This window comes from Paenibacillus sp. SC116, assembly GCF_024733555.1.
GTDB lineage: Bacteria > Bacillota > Bacilli > Paenibacillales > Paenibacillaceae > Paenibacillus_B.
The window spans coordinates 2373381-2390145 of record NZ_JANIOF010000001.1; the positions used below are offsets into that span (position 1 = coordinate 2373381).

The 16765-nt window shown below is 39.6% G+C and carries 15 protein-coding genes and 2 CRISPR repeat arrays (1 of these 17 running past the window's edge); of the genes, 3 read left to right on the forward strand and 12 right to left on the reverse strand.

The annotated features are described in order from the left end of the window. Positions 1–824: direct repeats of the CRISPR family, unit length 29 nt; unit sequence CTTTAAAACCCACTACGTTCATATAAAAC (it extends 862 nt beyond the left edge of the window). A gap of 183 nt (positions 825–1007) precedes the next feature. The 11 genes from cas2 to NQ117_RS10390 all read right to left on the reverse strand — a co-directional run bounded on the left by cas2 (position 1008) and on the right by NQ117_RS10390 (position 12982). Continuing rightward, a complete protein-coding gene (gene cas2 / locus NQ117_RS10340) occupies positions 1008–1268 on the reverse strand; it encodes a CRISPR-associated endonuclease Cas2 (protein ID WP_258277856.1) in 261 nt (86 codons plus the stop codon). A gap of 3 nt (positions 1269–1271) precedes the next feature. After that, complete coding sequence (gene cas1b, locus NQ117_RS10345) at positions 1272–2255, reverse strand: type I-B CRISPR-associated endonuclease Cas1b (RefSeq protein WP_258277857.1); 984 nt, start codon at positions 2253–2255, stop codon at positions 1272–1274. A 3-nt stretch (positions 2256–2258) separates the two neighbouring features. Further along, a complete protein-coding gene (gene cas4, locus NQ117_RS10350) occupies positions 2259–2750 on the reverse strand; it encodes a CRISPR-associated protein Cas4 (RefSeq protein ID WP_258277858.1) in 492 nt (163 codons plus the stop codon). Between the two features lie 34 nt (positions 2751–2784). Then, positions 2785–5040, reverse strand: coding sequence for a CRISPR-associated helicase Cas3' (gene cas3, locus NQ117_RS10355; protein WP_258277859.1), 2256 nt, complete (start codon positions 5038–5040; stop codon positions 2785–2787). Beyond that, the gene (cas5b, locus tag NQ117_RS10360) at positions 5031–5765 is read right to left on the reverse strand and encodes a type I-B CRISPR-associated protein Cas5b (RefSeq protein WP_258277860.1); all 735 of its coding nucleotides are present in this window, start codon (positions 5763–5765) and stop codon (positions 5031–5033) included. Before cas5b ends, cas3 begins: the two co-directional genes overlap by 10 nt. Before the next feature lies 1 nt (position 5766). After that, a complete protein-coding gene (gene cas7i / locus NQ117_RS10365; protein WP_258277861.1) occupies positions 5767–6675 on the reverse strand; it encodes a type I-B CRISPR-associated protein Cas7/Cst2/DevR in 909 nt (302 codons plus the stop codon). Positions 6676–6696: 21 nt separating this feature from the next. Further along, positions 6697–8598, reverse strand: coding sequence for a type I-B CRISPR-associated protein Cas8b1/Cst1 (cas8a1, locus tag NQ117_RS10370; RefSeq protein WP_258277862.1), 1902 nt, complete (start codon positions 8596–8598; stop codon positions 6697–6699). After that, a complete protein-coding gene (gene cas6, locus NQ117_RS10375) occupies positions 8599–9336 on the reverse strand; it encodes a CRISPR-associated endoribonuclease Cas6 (protein WP_258277863.1) in 738 nt (245 codons plus the stop codon). A 401-nt stretch (positions 9337–9737) separates the two neighbouring features. Then, a CRISPR array of direct repeats spans positions 9738–10960; the repeat unit is 29 nt; unit sequence CTTTAAAACCCACTACGTTCATATAAAAC. Between the two features lie 405 nt (positions 10961–11365). Next, positions 11366–11548: a hypothetical protein gene (locus tag NQ117_RS10380; protein ID WP_258277864.1), complete on the reverse strand. Its 183-nt coding sequence runs from the start codon at positions 11546–11548 to the stop codon at positions 11366–11368. A gap of 195 nt (positions 11549–11743) precedes the next feature. Continuing rightward, positions 11744–12250 (reverse strand): G/U mismatch-specific DNA glycosylase, encoded by a 507-nt coding sequence (gene mug, locus NQ117_RS10385; RefSeq protein WP_258277865.1) that lies wholly within the window; start codon positions 12248–12250, stop codon positions 11744–11746. 108 nt (positions 12251–12358) lie between these two features. Then, positions 12359–12982 carry a response regulator transcription factor gene (locus NQ117_RS10390; RefSeq protein ID WP_258277866.1) on the reverse strand — a complete coding sequence of 208 codons (624 nt, stop codon included), beginning with the start codon at positions 12980–12982 and terminating at the stop codon, positions 12359–12361. Positions 12983–13607: 625 nt separating this feature from the next. Here NQ117_RS10390 and NQ117_RS10395 point away from each other — a divergent pair. Continuing rightward, on the forward strand, positions 13608–13712 hold the full coding sequence (locus NQ117_RS10395) for a DUF6254 family protein (protein ID WP_258277867.1): 105 nt from the start codon (positions 13608–13610) through the stop codon (positions 13710–13712). 116 nt (positions 13713–13828) lie between these two features. Here NQ117_RS10395 and NQ117_RS10400 read toward each other — a convergent pair whose 3' ends face one another. Next, positions 13829–15799 carry a methyl-accepting chemotaxis protein gene (locus tag NQ117_RS10400; RefSeq protein ID WP_258277868.1) on the reverse strand — a complete coding sequence of 657 codons (1971 nt, stop codon included), beginning with the start codon at positions 15797–15799 and terminating at the stop codon, positions 13829–13831. Positions 15800–16176: 377 nt separating this feature from the next. Here NQ117_RS10400 and NQ117_RS10405 point away from each other — a divergent pair, with 377 nt between their 5' ends. Both NQ117_RS10405 and NQ117_RS10410 read left to right on the forward strand, forming a co-directional pair. Then, complete coding sequence (locus tag NQ117_RS10405; RefSeq protein ID WP_144986761.1) at positions 16177–16308, forward strand: DUF1540 domain-containing protein; 132 nt, start codon at positions 16177–16179, stop codon at positions 16306–16308. 254 nt (positions 16309–16562) lie between these two features. Further along, positions 16563–16739 (forward strand): YjfB family protein, encoded by a 177-nt coding sequence (locus NQ117_RS10410; protein ID WP_258277869.1) that lies wholly within the window; start codon positions 16563–16565, stop codon positions 16737–16739. Positions 16740–16765 lie beyond the last annotated feature (26 nt).

Below are 16765 nucleotides of genomic sequence, written 5' to 3' on the forward strand. Positions count from 1 at the left end.
TCTTTAAAACCCACTACGTTCATATAAAACATCCTTACGTTTCACTTGAACAGATATACGATTATCATCTTTAGAACCCACTACGTTCATATAAAACGATAAAGCACCAATCGATCCAAACGCGCCCCTTTTATACTTTAGAACCCACTACGTTCATATAAAACCCTCGCAGCTAACACGAACACGCTGTTTTCGTTCTCTACTTTAGAACCCACTACGTTCATATAAAACACCCCGTTATCAAATTGGTAGATTAGGATCGTCACCCTTTAGAACCCACTACGTTCATATAAAACTAAATAATCAATACTATATACAAGATAGAGAGCGGCTTTAGAACCCACTACGTTCATATAAAACCTGTTGTTAAGGCTAATAAAACGAGTAGCCTAAGAACCTTTAGAACCCACTACGTTCATATAAAACGAACTGTAATAGCCCGTCCTTACTTGTATCAGTGAGCTTTAGAACCCACTACGTTCATATAAAACTTGACCGCCATTTGTCTTAGGATCGCGTGACATTTCATACTTTAGAACCCACTACGTTCATATAAAACCGTCAATTTCGACATAGACTTCAAGAAGGCACTATCCTTTAGAACCCACTACGTTCATATAAAACACGACAAGTTGTAAATCTTGATTTCGGATTCGTTTGGTACTTTAGAACCCACTACGTTCATATAAAACATCTGTGCCACCCAGGACATAAGCCTGGATGCTCTTCTTTAGAACCCACTACGTTCATATAAAACCTTCAAGCAACGATCAGATTCCGAGAACAAGATCTACACTTTAGAACCCACTACGTTCATATAAAACCCTGTCTAGAGTGTAGCAAAAAAGCCTTGTCTCATCTAGGTTCTAAGCATTCTATAGAATTATTTTTTAGAGCATTTTGCATCGAACCTCTAATCTTGTTTTTGCACTTCTCTATAAGTCTCCGGCATCCCTTGTCCCATAAGGATTCCGAGAATTTCGACATTTTTCTACATCGATGCAACTTTAGAAAAATAGCTTTTCGAAAGAGCGATCTTCTCCTATCACTACCTTTTTAATGTGACTAGGATTTTCTATCTTGTATAGATATATTGAATCTTCTTTAGTCGTAATTTCCTTTAATTCCGCCAAACAACGAGTGAGACTTCCCTTTGTAATTTCACCCTCGAACACTGAATTTTGTGTCCAGTCTAAATATTCTCTCAACTTCTTGCAAACTTTCCCTACGCGCTTCTCCCCAATATCATACGTTATAATAACAAACATGCTTTACCACCACGCTTTGAATGGTTTATATTTCTCATCACCAATCATATGCTTGATCAGTTTATATGCTTCTAATCGGATCGCGTATCTATACGTGACATTACGCTTTAACTGCCTATGTTGAAATGTTGTCTTTAATCTTTCATCAAACGCTTCGACAAAACGTTTTCGCCCATCATCATTAAGTAAACAAATTCCATCTTCCATCGCAAAATGCTTGTCTTGTATTCTACGATTATTTATTAGGGAGAATATAATTGGGTCAACAATAAATGGCTTAAAGATCTCTGAAATATCTAAACAAAGTGAGAATCGTTTTTGTGAAGGCTCATGCAAGTAACTAACCGTCGGATCAAGAACGGTCTTATATACTTCTGATAATATAGCACTATACATAAGACTGTTCCCGTAACTTATAAGTGCATTAATCGGATCATGTGGGGGACGCTTAGAACGATATTCCCAAGTCATATTCCCTTTCAGCATTACAGGAAAAGACTGATAGTACAGTTGTCTGCACTGCCCCTCAATACCCATTAATTGCGGAATCGTTTTAACATGTTCTAATGCTGCCTGATGCGCATTCATGGTATCTAAAATAGATGTTAACTCAGAGGTGTGTTTACGAATATTGCGTTGCATATGATGAATACCAGATGATACAAAGCAACGAGCCAAATATAATCGCTTAGACATATCTGATACATGTTCACATTGTTTTACAAGGCTGAAGCCAGATAACTTCTTTTTTCGTGGAACGAAAGAGCCATCATAAAATCCATAATAGTTATACATATGAAATAGAACATCATGCTGAGACATGATATGGAGCGCAGATGTGTTAAAATCGACTTGACCAAAAAAGTGAATCGTATCTACTTGATCGATTGGTATCGGTCGAGATAAGCCCTCTTCATTCACGAAATATAACGTATTATCCTTCCTTTTCAACCTACCCGCAGACATCATGTACAAATTACGCTTCATACGCTATTCTCCTTCCCCTGCAAAGCAATAGTCGTAGTACGCACACTTTCTACAAATGGTCTTACGCGTTACAGCTGGTATGTTTCCCTGCCATAATTCTTCTAAACCCTGTAACACTTGGTTTAGTTCTCGTTCGCCTTGCTCATCTAATACAACCGGTACTGTCTTTTTCTCAGTAGGATAACTTAATAGTCCTTTTTTTTCCAAACCTCTCTCCTTCAGCAGAGATAAATAGTATAGCATTTGCATACGATCAGCATGCTCCATGCGGCTAGATATTTTAATTTCCCGAACGACTGCTCCTTCAATAGCATCTACAACCGCGTCTTCTCCTAACGCAATCTCTCGCTTCGACCTCGAATAACTCTCTTCATGAAGCGCAGTACCTTCTATAACACGGTCATATTCAATTTCAAACCCAATACCATAATGATGTAGCCAACACTTTCGTCGACAAATTAAATAATATTGAACATCTAATCCCCGTACAGACATGCAGATGCACACCTCCCAGAAGAACTGTTTCGCTTTAATCAAACATCCAGATATTATCTTCGAATATTAACCCTCTTCCATTGGATTCATAAGTCGAAGATCCAACAGTAAGAACATACAAATGTTCTAAACCATGATTTACTAATTTATTAAATCCGTTCTTTAACATCGATTTTCGTACCGATACCGTATGCTTCTCTATAATTCGTCTTAACTGACGTCGTTTCTCTATATCCATAGTTGATTCGTATTCATCTACTAGCACACTAACTGTAGTAGTCCATAATTCATGAGGAATAACCATTACAGTCGAAATATCACGTAACAATTGCTGCGCTTCGCTTTTAGCAAGTTGGAACATATCCATTAGTTCAAAAAGTTTTAATGCTTTATCGAATGTTTCTAAATAAGATGTGTCTTTTAATAACTCACGGCTATATAAGTTAGTTACCATATCCATCTTCTGTTGTTCTGTAAGCAGTTGACCATCATAGTTCATCAAATATTCAAGTCCACGGCTTACAATTTCAGCATCATACACCGCCTGAGGTGATTGTCTCACACCACTTGGATCAACAGTCGCGATTACTATATTCGGAGATACACCATCATAGGCACATATCCGACGACAACGGCCCATTCGTTGAAATAAGCTGTCCAAACTAGACAACTCGGTGTATAACTTATCGAAATCAATATCAACAGATGCTTCAACCACCTGAGTTGTTATCCATATACCACTCTGATGATCCCCTTCATACTCATGCCATCCTGACTGTGCAAACCTCAATATATCGTTTTCGATTCGTGAACGATCATTTTGTGTAAAACGTGCATGCAGTAAACGCGGGCATATCTCTACCCCCATTGATTGAACTGCCTCACATAACAGAGTCCACATCTCAATCGCTTGATTTACTGTGTTGACAATGACTAATACTTTTTTCTGTGTAGCTTCTTGTATCATTTCATCAACTAGATCTGTAATCTTCAGTTCTTGTATTTGGATACGATGTCGAATCATATCTCCTGGAAACTCTGATATAGCCAACTGTTCTGGCGGAATACCCAGTTCGTGTTCTAGCGCATCTAAATAAAGCTTGGGCATCGTCGCAGTCATTATCATAAACTTCCCACCCATACGATGAATCAACTTCATCGCATACAACAGCATAGCAGCAATGTTCGGATTGTACGCTTGTATTTCATCAATGACTACTTTAGAGTAAGCCATTGTTGCGAGCTCTTTCTCATACCCCAAATAATAAAAAGGAAACTTTAATATTTGATCAATAGTAGATAGTGTTAATTTGCAAGCATATTGTCTAGATAGATCGTACCAACTGTCCCCTTCTGCATAATCCACTTCATGAAGTAGATCATAGCTATTGGAATGAAGCAGCCCAACACTATGGAACGCTAACTTCTTATCGTCCTTAACTCGTCTATACATCGCATTTAAACTAGTGCGCAATGGCAAGGTAAAGAACAACTTATCATTTTGTGCCCATAATAAAGCCGCTTCAGTCTTGCCAGAACCAGTCGATGCAGTAATCACTACATGCTTGTCAGCATTGTTAATAGCGAATAATTGTGCGTCTCTTAAAGGCTTACACAATTCATCTCTGATAAAGTCCAAGGTTCTTGCACCAATAGCTTCATCTACTCCTGTCTCAACCTCTACACCCGCTGATGCCGCATGATCAGCCCTATGCAGTAATCCCTTCAGCAAAATGTGACTTCGCCATAAATCTTCATTCTCACGATATTTCTCTACACTTTTTAGCTTTCGATTATTTTGTAGCTCATTTATTTCTTTTAGAGGGCACTTTGCTGGAACTTGAAAATGTTCCAGACCAAGATGCTCATAGATAGACACCAACTTATCATGAAGATCCATTGAATAAGCTTGTCTTAATAAATACTCATCAGGCTGCTCATCTCGTTCGTGATGGAACCCTATTGCGTCAATTAATAGAAACCTTTGATTGGGTGTTAGTTTTAACTGTGCCCATGGAATACAAGCAATCGATATGTAATTGTGCGGAATGGGGACGCAAACTGTTGTAATTTTCGCTCGTTTTAAAAAAGATAATAGCTTGTTTTGAAATGGTGAATACACCTTCCCAATATCGTGGAATATTGCTGCAAGCAGCAATAGACGCCAAAACTCGGCGTCTATCCCTTGTATACGTGTACCATAACTATCGATAATTCGTTCACATTCTTTAACAACCATATCCGTATGCTCTCTGATCGTCTGTTCTGGCTTTGTCTTCGCTAAGAACATACAGGTCTCTCCTCCATTTCTAGTGGAAATACGGCGCAATCCTCACCATCGCTCCACCAACCTTGTTGGTTACCTGAGATGAATTGATTAGGAGGCACACACTTCACCTTAATTTTCTCCCATTGTCGAATACCCTTGCGAATGTGATACTTCCAACTCAAACGATAAGGAACACCATTTAAGTCATCTTCATCACTTAACACCTGCACAGAGTTAGGCACATACATCCATTGCTCCAAATAATGATCCTCTGCAAGAGATTGTAACTGCACCCGTTCACAATAATCTACACGAACTAAATCTTCCCATCTGCCTAACGCCATGGGAATTCCCTGACGTATCCCCTCTTCAATACTTACAAGCACATTATGCTCTGCTTGGATATGGATGATAAGCTTTACATGGAATAGCATATGCATGTAAATAGGCATCGTTGTCATTGAGGTATACTCAACCTGCTCCTCTAATCCATCTAGCGTAAGAGGAATTTCACCAGTATTAGCTTTTTTCAAAAAATAATGTCTTTGATAATCAGTCATTCGAGTCTCGAATTGTCCCTGAATACTAATACGCATCGGTATATATTCTTCGGCTTGCAACAAATGATGCATCAGTCCTTTAACAGTCGCATAAGGCGGTAAAGGATACGTCTCACCTACTTTGAATGCGGCTGGCTTCTTATAACAAGCTGTCTCCTGGAATAAGACCAACTTCAAAGCTTCCATCTTACTCGACTCCATAAGCATGACGTACTTGCGCTTGAAGCTCTTGGAAAAAAGACTCCATTGAGAGAGCCCGATCTCCGAATTGATCTCTTAAATCATATTCGTTTGCCCATACTCCATCTACAAATCCTACTTTAGTTGCTGGTGCAATAGATTGTCCCATAAAGGTTGTGTTCATTACAGATGACAAGGCCCCGACATCGATCCCCATTCCATTCTTATTATTTGCTAGACGCACTCGGCCTAAGAAGAAAGGATTAGATACACTGTATACTCCACCAACTGCAAACAACGGAGCGCAGTTCTCCCGACGACCTCGAATATCACGATACAATACTTTCATAATCTCAAGTAATTGCAAGACACGCTGGTATCGCTCTTCCTCAGAAATTCGAACTTCTCCATCATGATTTCCTTTATCAATACCTACCCGATCCAAATCTAATGTCAGCGTATACGTATAATAAGTTAGGTGTTGTTCTATATTTGCTAAGTTAGGTGTCGATGGGATTCGATCAGCAAGTCCCATATTGTTGAGAAACTCCATATCGCTCTTATATGGCTCTAAAGCTATTGCATGGCTAAGACGAGCAACTGCTGCACGCTTCTGCGACACTTTGTCTGTCTTCAAATATCCGAAAAGATCCATTTCTACTGATTCAGCTATCGACGCATTTTTACGGAACTGAACAACCCCTCCGCCCACTTTCTCAACCGTTTCTAAATTCCAGCCGAACAGTTCATTTCCTAACCGTACGATATCATAGCGAATACTTTGACGAGATGCGAATGTGTACACATCACCATTTCCACGATGGAACTTTTTCAACTCCGATATATTTCCAATTCCTTCACCATAATTCAAAGATTGTGCTTGAAATACAGCCGTAAAAGTTAACGCTTTAGTCATGTTCATTCTCCTCCCCAGTGATTACTCCAATTCGTCTATTTCTTGATCCACATCTATAACTTCACTATTATCATCCGTACCGTCATTACTTTCATTTAGTGCCTCAACCGACCTATAAGAAAGCAACCCAGCCATAAACGACATGGACACAGTGGTAAAATCTACTTCATCTTCATGTAATGCATTCAAGAACACACGATTTAGCGTTACTCCTGATTGAAGATGGAGACGCATAACAGTATCTAGAAACTGTTTCTTATCTCCTGCATTTGCAGCATTAAGAAGCCGATAAGCAGTCGCTGATAGCTTTTTATCTACCCCACTTACATAAGCTTCAGTATTTTGCTTTTTGCTATGATGAGATTTAACCATCGCGGATTGTATTTTTCTCCCCTGTATATACAATGCTTCAACGAGTTCGGTTTCCAACTTAAGATTTTGCATGCTCAGTACATCCCCTTTCTGCCGCATAATTACTTTCTTTTTATAGCTCGCTATTCTTTGCCGCTCCCGTACTGCTATATAGCAGGTATGTATGATAAATTGATGTTCGGATTGACCCTTTATTAATGCTTTGATACCTTCTCTTAAATGTGAAAAAATATGCACCTTCGGATCAATAGATTGCATCACTTGAGATAAAAACGTTTCTCTAAACTCATCATTTTTAATTTTGTTCAACTGCTTTGCATGACCATCTTCGAAATAAGCAGCCATGTGCTTCGGCACCGTAAAATAATCCATTAACGTCTTCTTAGCGCGGTAATCAGAGCTGAATTCTACGAACCAGATGTTAGGCGCAAATGTCGCCTTCTGCCGCTCTCGTTCAAGAGTGGCTGCGATAACCTCACCAAAGCTAGTGCCCTGCTCCCTATGTAGAAGTCGATCATTAATCCGGATAATATCTTCAGCACTTCCTTCTCTGAATGCAAATGCATGATAGAGCAGTGATTTATCCCCTACCTTCTTCCGATACGTGGTAAGTCCCGCTGAAGAAAGAAAAATTACAAGTCTTGCCCAAGAAGACAACGGCACGGGTCGCTTATCGTTTAAGTCCCAGAAGAAGTTTATAGCCTTGCTAACAGCAAGTGGTGAAAATACCATTTCTTCATAACTATCGGTAGCGAACCAATCATCCACAAATGTGCAACGAAGCTGCTCGTTCCAATAGTCATCTAGCTCGTCCGATTCCCACTTTTTAAGTTCCTTCTTCCAGGTCTTATGTACCGAATTTTCACTCGTATCTACGAATTCTCTCCACTCAACTAGCGATGCTTGACTAGCATATAGTTGTTGAGCCTTCCAATCCCGGAGAACTGGCTCAATAAAGTCTTTATGAAATGTATCTTTCAAACCTTGCAAATCAAGTGAATTTTTTGCTACATTGAGTAACGAAACTTGTCCATGTAACGGCGCCATTAAAGATGATTTGATATAATTTATCGTTAACTTTTCATCAAATGCGGGTGTAGATAACAAATTGAGGTACTTACTTACAAAGTCGTCTACATCAGTCTCATCCGTAAGCGTTGATTTGACGTTTAATTGTAATTGTTGTAGTTCTTGGAGTAAGGGGTCATCAGCAAAATACTTCTCTAGCTTTTTCATTTGTGTATCCAAAGATAGCTTTAACAAAGTATAAGTGCCTTTGCGAGAACGCTTCACGTCACTTGCTTGGGGTGGTATTAATCGATTACGCTCTCGATTAGCTATGGAGTAGTGATTTAGCATATAGGTGAAAAATAGTTCAGGAATATTCGGAAGAATTTCTGGTACAACATACAACTCATCAGATTGGAATGTAACCCATTGATGTTCACGGCTCAGTATTCCTTTTTCCATACCGTGATTAATTATTCTTTGAAGACCTACTCCTCCCATTGCGAGCACATAATCATCCATGGGTAGGGTTAATCGTTCCACCTAGTTCACCTCACATTCTAAAGCCAAGCAACCAAATCCTTGAGATTTTCGTTTACCCGCTCCATTGTCTAACAACCACTGTAGATCTTTATGGTTACCTTCTAGTAGGAAACGGCCTTGATAAGATGTGAAAAAAAGATAGCGCTTATTAGCAAAAGAAGTAGATTGCTCATATTCACGATTTCGTTCTTTGACCACTTTACGCTTGGAATCTAAAACCTGTATTCGTATTGGTTGTTGTAAGGGAACTCCTGTAGATGTCACTTTGATTAAGTTCATTACTTCGTTAAAATGTTGTTCATAATGGGGATCTGTAGGTGCTAATGGCTTGCGATTCTCATCTTCCACTAGTAATGGAGAAAGTGTTTTAACGACAATAGCATCGCTAGTAATCGTTTGTTCCTTTTGCATATGAAGACTTTTCACTTGAAGTTGATAGGATTGATAAGACAAACTGCGTATTCGCTGTAGCCCACCCATTACAAGTAACATAAACTTATAATCATCGGAACTCAGCGTCACTCTAAAATCTTCTGCTTGAATCTCATCTTCCATCATTGTAAATCGAGTCAAATGAACAGCAAATGTATACGGTTTAGGCTTCTGCTGATTCGATGCGTACAATTCCGTATAATACGCTTCATCCATTTGCCGAATTGCTTCCTTTATCACAGAAACCACCATTAATCGATAACACAATGGATATGTCTCTGATTTTAAAGAAAACTGAATTCTCATCCCAACACCTCCACTTACTAATTTTCCCTTTATAAGTCCTATAATATAGCTTTTAAAATTTTACTGCAAGCTTAATTATACTTCTTGACTACTGTTTGTATTTCCTATACATTTACTTTGAATTATTTCTGAACGAAGCACGGGATATAAATATAATTTAGCTGTTTTCCAATTATCTGAACGAAGCGGGTCTTCCATTTTACTCTAAAGTTAACTTTGAACTTTGTCTGTGATAAAAGATAGGATATAAAGAAAACTCTCCTAGTTTACAAGGAGAGTTTTTAAAATGTATGTACTGTAACATGTTAAAAATATATCACTTACAACTCTGTTCACTATATTCCATGACACTCACATAGAACTGAATTCAATAGAAGCTAGAACAATATAAGATGGTGCTACTTTTCAACCCACTACGTTCATATAAAACCACCATCAGTACTTCCACCGCGCCCCCATATCATTTCCTTTAAAACCCACTACGTTCATATAAACGACGGAGTGCAGCTCTTCGTTGGCTTTGCGTACGCCCTTTAAAACCCACTACGTTCATATAAAACTACCAGCTGCAGCCGTTAACGCGGACCATGAGAGAAGACTTTAAAACCCACTACGTTCATATAAAACCGAAGTTCCAGCAGATCATGAACAGATAGGGAGTGATTCTTTAAAACCCACTACGTTCATATAAAACAATAGGCGCCTTTTTAACCGTTGTGCCTGTTGTCTTCCTTTAAAACCCACTACGTTCATATAAAACACTCGATGTCGTCCCATTAACGCATTGGTATAGATACCTTTAAAACCCACTACGTTCATATAAAACGGTAAAAAACTGTCTCTAGTAAAAGCAGCAGATCTAATCTTTAAAACCCACTACGTTCATATAAAACATCGGTTCGTTCCAATTCGGATCGACTCCGTGAAACTTTAAAACCCACTACGTTCATATAAAACCATTGATATCTCTGATATAGAGAATGATAACGCCGATCTTTAAAACCCACTACGTTCATATAAAACTCTTGCGACATCATCAAGCCGTAGTAACGGTCATCCACTTTAAAACCCACTACGTTCATATAAAACTGTCCTAGCATCTGCATGTGTTGGCTTTGGCCATACAATCTTTAAAACCCACTACGTTCATATAAAACGTTATATTTAATTCAGGCCAAGGGGAAACAAATCAACTTTAAAACCCACTACGTTCATATAAAACGGCCATCCCGTTTGTCAACACCACGTGATAACTGAGCTCTTTAAAACCCACTACGTTCATATAAAACGCAGCAGCCCATTGAGCAGTAACCCATGCCCACATTGCCTTTAAAACCCACTACGTTCATATAAAACTCACTCCACTACTACAATCCAGCCTCGGCCTTTTATCTGCTTTAAAACCCACTACGTTCATATAAAACGCCAACGTACTCTTCGATCTGGTACCAGCGGATCAGTGCTTTAAAACCCACTACGTTCATATAAAACCTCTTAAGCGAGTGATAGACAAGACTGAGCGGATAGTCTTTAAAACCCACTACGTTCATATAAAACGAACGAAGAAAAGAAACTCATCGAACTAGAAAAACAAACTTTAAAACCCACTACGTTCATATAAAACCCTGTCCACAGTATAACAAAAAAGCCTTGCTCCAACTAGGATTCCAGCACTTTAGAATCATCAACTTCTAGACATTTTGCATCAAACCGTTAATCCTTTTTCTAGTCATCACAAAATATCTCTGCAACCCCTTACCCCATAAGGGGTAGGGGAATTTCGACACCATTCTACATCGATGCAAATCGAAATGATGTACCATTATCATCTCATTCCACGTACACACTCACATAATAAAAACCCTACTCCAGTAAATCACTGGAGAGGGCCATAACACCATTAAAGATTTCATATTGATTTCATTTCACGCCACACTCATATCTAAACGTTCACTGTTCATTTCCTACATTCCGTCCAACACTTACACTTCATCCACTAATGCTATATATAAACTTGCATCACTAGCCACTACCGAGCGCCCTGCAGCTCATAATTCGTCGCATGCCATTCCTTCACCATCTGATTGAGCAGAAACTGATCCTGATTGCTCAAGCCGTACTGATTGTCATGCACCAAATACTGATGAATATTTCGTCGCAAAATTTCATTCCGTCTGTCCAGCATTTCGATCTGTTCTGTCGTTTGTATCACCAAATCACTCCAATTAACAAGGATTTCCTGTTAAGGATAGGTCCAGTCTACAGGAAAATACCTTCGATTGAAAATTGGATGTGAATGGATTACTTCCCATTTGCAAGAGTGAGCAGGGCTGAGCCTGCCTCAGCAGGTCGAGATATACAATTACGCGCAGATACTCACGAATCCTGACGATAATGGAAAAAACGTCTAATCTAAATGCTCGTGGAGTTTAGAGAAAATGCCAACAATCTCGTCCAATTTCATACGTACAAGTCCACTGGATGAAGGCGCAACGAACTCCCACACGCCTTCTACAACAGATGCTTCCTGAAACCCCCACTGTACGTCGCGTCTGCCGCTGTATTTTTCATATACACCTTTGCCAACAAAGCATACGATCTTCGGACGGTATGTACGTATCTTATCTCGCAGAATCACTCGTCCTTCTGCGTATTCCTCAGCTGTTATATCGGATGCTGCCAATGTCGGCCGTGCAACGATATTTGTAAACCCATAACCAAGCTCCAGCAAGTCCCGATCTTCTTCAGGACGATAGCGCCGTTGCGTTAAACCTGCTTCATGAATAATCGTATAAAAGCGATTGCGCGGATTCGCATAGTGGTGTCCCGTCTCTCCAGAGCGAAGACTCGGATTAAAACCGACGAACAACAATTTGAGGTCTGGCTGGAGATGATCATTGATGGCTGCTAACATGGTTGCTTCCTCCTATCCAGTACAATACAGCCTCTATTATAAACGGTCCGAACCCGCTTTACACAAACGTAAAATTGAATGATTATGTGAACGATTATGTTGCCCCTACTAACTAACTGGACCAAGCAGTCCTAGCTCATAGCCTTTTGCGACAGCACTGCCACGAGATTTAACCCCAAGCTTCTGATTAATCGAAATAATATGATGCTCAACCGTTCTCATACTAATCGCTAATTCATAAGCGACCTGCCTGTTATTTTTTTCTTCCGCGATGCGTCTAAGCACTTCTCGTTCAATTGCAGACAATTGTTCCTGCTTCAAAGGACTGGTTGGACGACTAGGAGATAAAAGGTTGCAGCCAAGGGCAACTTGTCTAATGGTGTAAAGAATTTCTTCGTAGGGGGATTGCTTAGAAATGTATGCATTAATACCAATTTGATAAGCTTTCTGAATGAGTACATTATACATATAACCCGACAGCATGACGATCTTCATGGAGAATGATTCAAGCTCCTTGAGCTTAGTGGATAATTCGAACCCCGTCATATGAGGCATCGAAGCATCTATAACAATAACATCAGCTTGGAGTTGGGGTATGTCTTCTAATAAAAGTAATGGATCTGTATAGCTTGCTACAACTTCTATATCCGGCTCTAACTGAAGCCGATTATGAATCCCCTCAAGGACAAGAGGGTGATCATCCAACAAAATAACTCGTATGGATTCATTCATGAATAATTCCCTACTTTCGAGATAGTTACATTATGTATGAACTACAGAGGTTAGTACGCAACAAATATCGAGAATAATGCTTCTTATTCATGTCATTATGTTCATGGTATATTCGAACTAGCATGAATGGAGGGTAAAACGAATGACTAGCTTGGAGATTGCAATGGGGAGATAATGAACAAACACTTCTAAATAGTATAATAGACACGGCTGTAATTGTAAATTATTTCATAGAATAAATCCGTACCTTTTGGAAAGTTATAGCGCTTATCTATAAGATGACACAAATGATGGAAAAACGCAAGTTCACCTTAGCCTTACCGTTGAAAACAATATGGAGAAAATGCAGATTATCCAATAGTCCGTCATATTCCAATATGAATCGCATGCTGCGCTGTTAATCGCGCCACATATTTGTCAGCATAGGAACGGTCAATCAAACCTATGCTAAGACCACTTCTTGATTAGCGGTTTCGCCGCCCGCTGAACGAGAAGGAACGGGCTCATATCTATCGCTTCATCGTGAACAGTTGCCAAGTCATTTCAGTCTGTATCAACGAGTTAAAGTTTGAACATTTTCAACAAGCACCAGCATCTCCAACAACAGAATAAGGGGGATTTCGTAATGTCCGTACAGAAACGCCGTAGGGAAAATGCAAACAAAATCCGCAAGCAAACCCCACATCCACACGGGAAGATCAAATCTTTCCGTGAGCTGTTCGAACAGTAACGGTTGCAGACGCAAGCGACAAAGTCGCTTGCGTCTCCCCTTATACATCGTAGTATAACCCAAATCCATCTTTATGATGAAATGAAGACAAGCTTCTTTCTGTTATTGATCCGGATTTACAATTTGAACCGTGTTGCTGACTCTTGCAATGTTTCGGCAATTTTGGCAAGATGCGCAGCTGATGCAGCAATTTCCTCCATGGAGGCGGTTTGCTCTTCACTCGCCGCTGCCACCAATTCGATTTCTTCTACCGTTTGTTGAATGACTTTACCCGAAGCATCAAATGAAGACAGCATCGTTGCATTCGTCGAACGCAATTGTCCGCTGCGATCTGCAATGCTTTGCATATGAAACGCCATTTGTTCCAACGAAGCAAATACTTCGTTAAGCTTATTCGTTACAGATAGCGTTTGCTCATGACCTTCTTGAACAGAAGCCGCGCTAACCTGCATTGTTTCGTATACGGTGTTGGAACGATCCATAATCTTCGTTATAATATCCGTTATTTGTGAACTCGCTTGAACCGTTTGTTCAGCAAGTTTACGTATTTCACTTGCAACGACAGCAAATCCACGGCCATGCTCGCCAGCATGGGCAGCTTCAATGGCAGCGTTAAGTGCAAGGAGCTGTGTTTGCGAAGCGATATTTTGAATAAACGAAACGATTCCATGTACTTGCTGTGCTTCGTCATTTAACGCTTCACTCTCAGCACTCGCTTGCGCAGAATGCTTCTTCATATTTTCCATCTGCACGCCGACGTTGAACAATTGGTGTTGACCTTCTGACGCCAGGCGATTCACACCCGTTGTTGTCGCAGAAGATTGCTCCACCATCTGTACGATTTCCATAAGCTCTTGCCCTGCTTCCATAGCTAGAACTTGTACTTCTTGCAAGACTTGACTCGTTTCCTCCGTTTGAGAGGATACTTCTTGCAGTGATTCTGCCACCTGTGAAATCGTGCTGACATTTTGATCTGAATTCGCTGACAACTCTTCAGATGCAGCAGAAACATTTTCGGAAGCCTCCATAATCTGCTTCATCATGTCAGATAATGAATCGGACATCTCATTGAAATGGTTCTGTAATTGGCCAATTTCATCCGTACGCGCACTTTGCTTGGCTCGTACCGTAAGATCTCCTGATGCGATTTGCCCAGCAAGGTCTCGAATATGCACAACGGGACGAATAACTGTACGAACAATGACAACAATATAAAACACGAGCAAAACAAGCAGTAACGCAACGAAAATAAAGGCAATTTGATAAAGTCCGAATATCAGTTCATATACTTCTGCTAGCGGAAGCACTGCCACAATATTCAGTCCCAGTAAGTTGCGTTTGTCAAAGCTGATGTACTCTTCCTTCCCATTTGTCGTAACCGTCATATTACCGTGGGTACTAGCTTTAAGTGGAGCAAATTGAGCATCTGCAAGCTTATCCCCAAATTTCATTTGTGGATGAACAAGCACGTTGCTATCCTGATCCAGCAAACTTATGTATCCTGATTTACCTACTTTGTAGGACTTAATTAAATCGCTAAAATTATCAATCGACACGTCAATGCCAACTACACCATCATTGGCAGCTAACGTCTTGGAGAAGGTAATCACGATTTTCCCCGTTACTTTATCTTGATAAGGCTTGGAAATGACTACTTCTCCCTTCGCCTTCATTGCATCCTGATACCAAGGCCGTGTCTTCGGATCAAATCCTTCCTGTAGCTGACCCGTGCTTTCGTAGTATTCATCCTTGTAAGCAACGAACACTGCCAAAAGGTTATTCATATCTTGTGACACATCACGCACACGATTTTGTAAATACGTTGGGTTAACTCGCTCTGGTGTTATGCTTTTAATTAATCCGTCCAACGTATGCGCGTAATTATCATAGGCTTGATTCAACACCGTTGTCATCGTAGTCGTAGATTGCTCCACATCTCCGAGCAGCGTATCTTCATTTTGATTCACCGCAAAACTAGTTATTGCAAACGTCAATGCCAATACAGGTATCATAACTAAAAGAATTAATCGCACCAGCGTCTTCTTGGCAAGTGAACGATAATAAGCTTTTCTCCATCTATTAAGCACGGCCTCTCCTCCTTAGTATGCACGTAAATGACTAAATAATCTAAATGTCCGTATACGATTTATCGGAGGAATATTTGAAATATGAATAGGCAGAAAAATGTAATTGCTGGGATTAATATTTATAAATTATTAACAATTTTATTATCTTATATCTATCCAATCTAACATGTGTAAATTGTGTAATCTGACCCTAAACTCTCGAAAACCGCATAGTGATAGTGATTATCATTATACTGAGACTAATAATCACTTCTATTATCTATAATATTGTCATTATTAATTGAAAAAACTGTATCACAAATTCTTAAATATAAGTTATGCTACATACATACAAAACAACAAATAAAAAACACCTTTACTTTGAGGAGGAATTATAAATGTCTATTATCAAATGCCCAATCTCTGAATGTGTGAACTGGAAAGAAAACAACTGTGGTGCTTCCGTTGTTCAAATCAAACAAGAGAACGCTGAATGCCTAACGTTCGAAAAGAAAGAAAACAGAAAGTAATCTAATTACATTGTCTGTATTGGAAACACAACCATCATGAACAGTCATCCATATAAAAGCTCTTTATTATGCTGAGATTGTTATTCCATTCATTTGGATGATACTTCACATAAGCGAGGGCTTTTTTTTGCTGCGTTTCTTTAATGGCTTGCATACGCGCAATCAGCAAGAAGTGAGATCGGCTTCTAAATTATGGAGCACATCAATAGGTTCTAATCTACCGATAACATAACTATAAGGAGGTGCTTTACAAGATGAATGTAGCTTCAATGTCAGTTCATATGAATCAAAACATGTTGTCCCAGGCTGTCAGCCTTCGGGTCACGAAGATGTCGCAAGATCTAGCCAAACAAGCCGGTAACGATGTGGTGCGCCTGCTGCAACAAAGCGTGCAACCTAACTTAGGTGGCAATATCGACATCAAAATATAAGCATAAAACGCTTATTTTCTCACCAA

What these genes read in the sequence shown, in the direction of transcription:
- mug (WP_258277865.1), bottom strand. Translation starts at nt 12,250, where the DNA reads ATGTTAGCAGCCATCAATGATCATCTCCAGCCAGACCTCAAATTGTTG.
- NQ117_RS10410 (WP_258277869.1), top strand. Translation starts at nt 16,563, where the DNA reads ATGAATGTAGCTTCAATGTCAGTTCATATGAATCAAAACATGTTGTCC.
- NQ117_RS10395 (WP_258277867.1), top strand. Translation starts at nt 13,608, where the DNA reads ATGTCCGTACAGAAACGCCGTAGGGAAAATGCAAACAAAATCCGCAAG.
- cas3 (WP_258277859.1), bottom strand. Translation starts at nt 5,040, where the DNA reads ATGTTCTTAGCGAAGACAAAGCCAGAACAGACGATCAGAGAGCATACG.
- cas7i (WP_258277861.1), bottom strand. Translation starts at nt 6,675, where the DNA reads ATGACTAAAGCGTTAACTTTTACGGCTGTATTTCAAGCACAATCTTTG.
- NQ117_RS10405 (WP_144986761.1), top strand. Translation starts at nt 16,177, where the DNA reads ATGTCTATTATCAAATGCCCAATCTCTGAATGTGTGAACTGGAAAGAA.
- cas5b (WP_258277860.1), bottom strand. Translation starts at nt 5,765, where the DNA reads ATGGAAGCTTTGAAGTTGGTCTTATTCCAGGAGACAGCTTGTTATAAG.
- cas4 (WP_258277858.1), bottom strand. Translation starts at nt 2,750, where the DNA reads ATGTCTGTACGGGGATTAGATGTTCAATATTATTTAATTTGTCGACGA.
- cas1b (WP_258277857.1), bottom strand. Translation starts at nt 2,255, where the DNA reads ATGAAGCGTAATTTGTACATGATGTCTGCGGGTAGGTTGAAAAGGAAG.
- cas6 (WP_258277863.1), bottom strand. Translation starts at nt 9,336, where the DNA reads ATGAGAATTCAGTTTTCTTTAAAATCAGAGACATATCCATTGTGTTAT.
- cas2 (WP_258277856.1), bottom strand. Translation starts at nt 1,268, where the DNA reads ATGTTTGTTATTATAACGTATGATATTGGGGAGAAGCGCGTAGGGAAA.
- NQ117_RS10390 (WP_258277866.1), bottom strand. Translation starts at nt 12,982, where the DNA reads ATGAATGAATCCATACGAGTTATTTTGTTGGATGATCACCCTCTTGTC.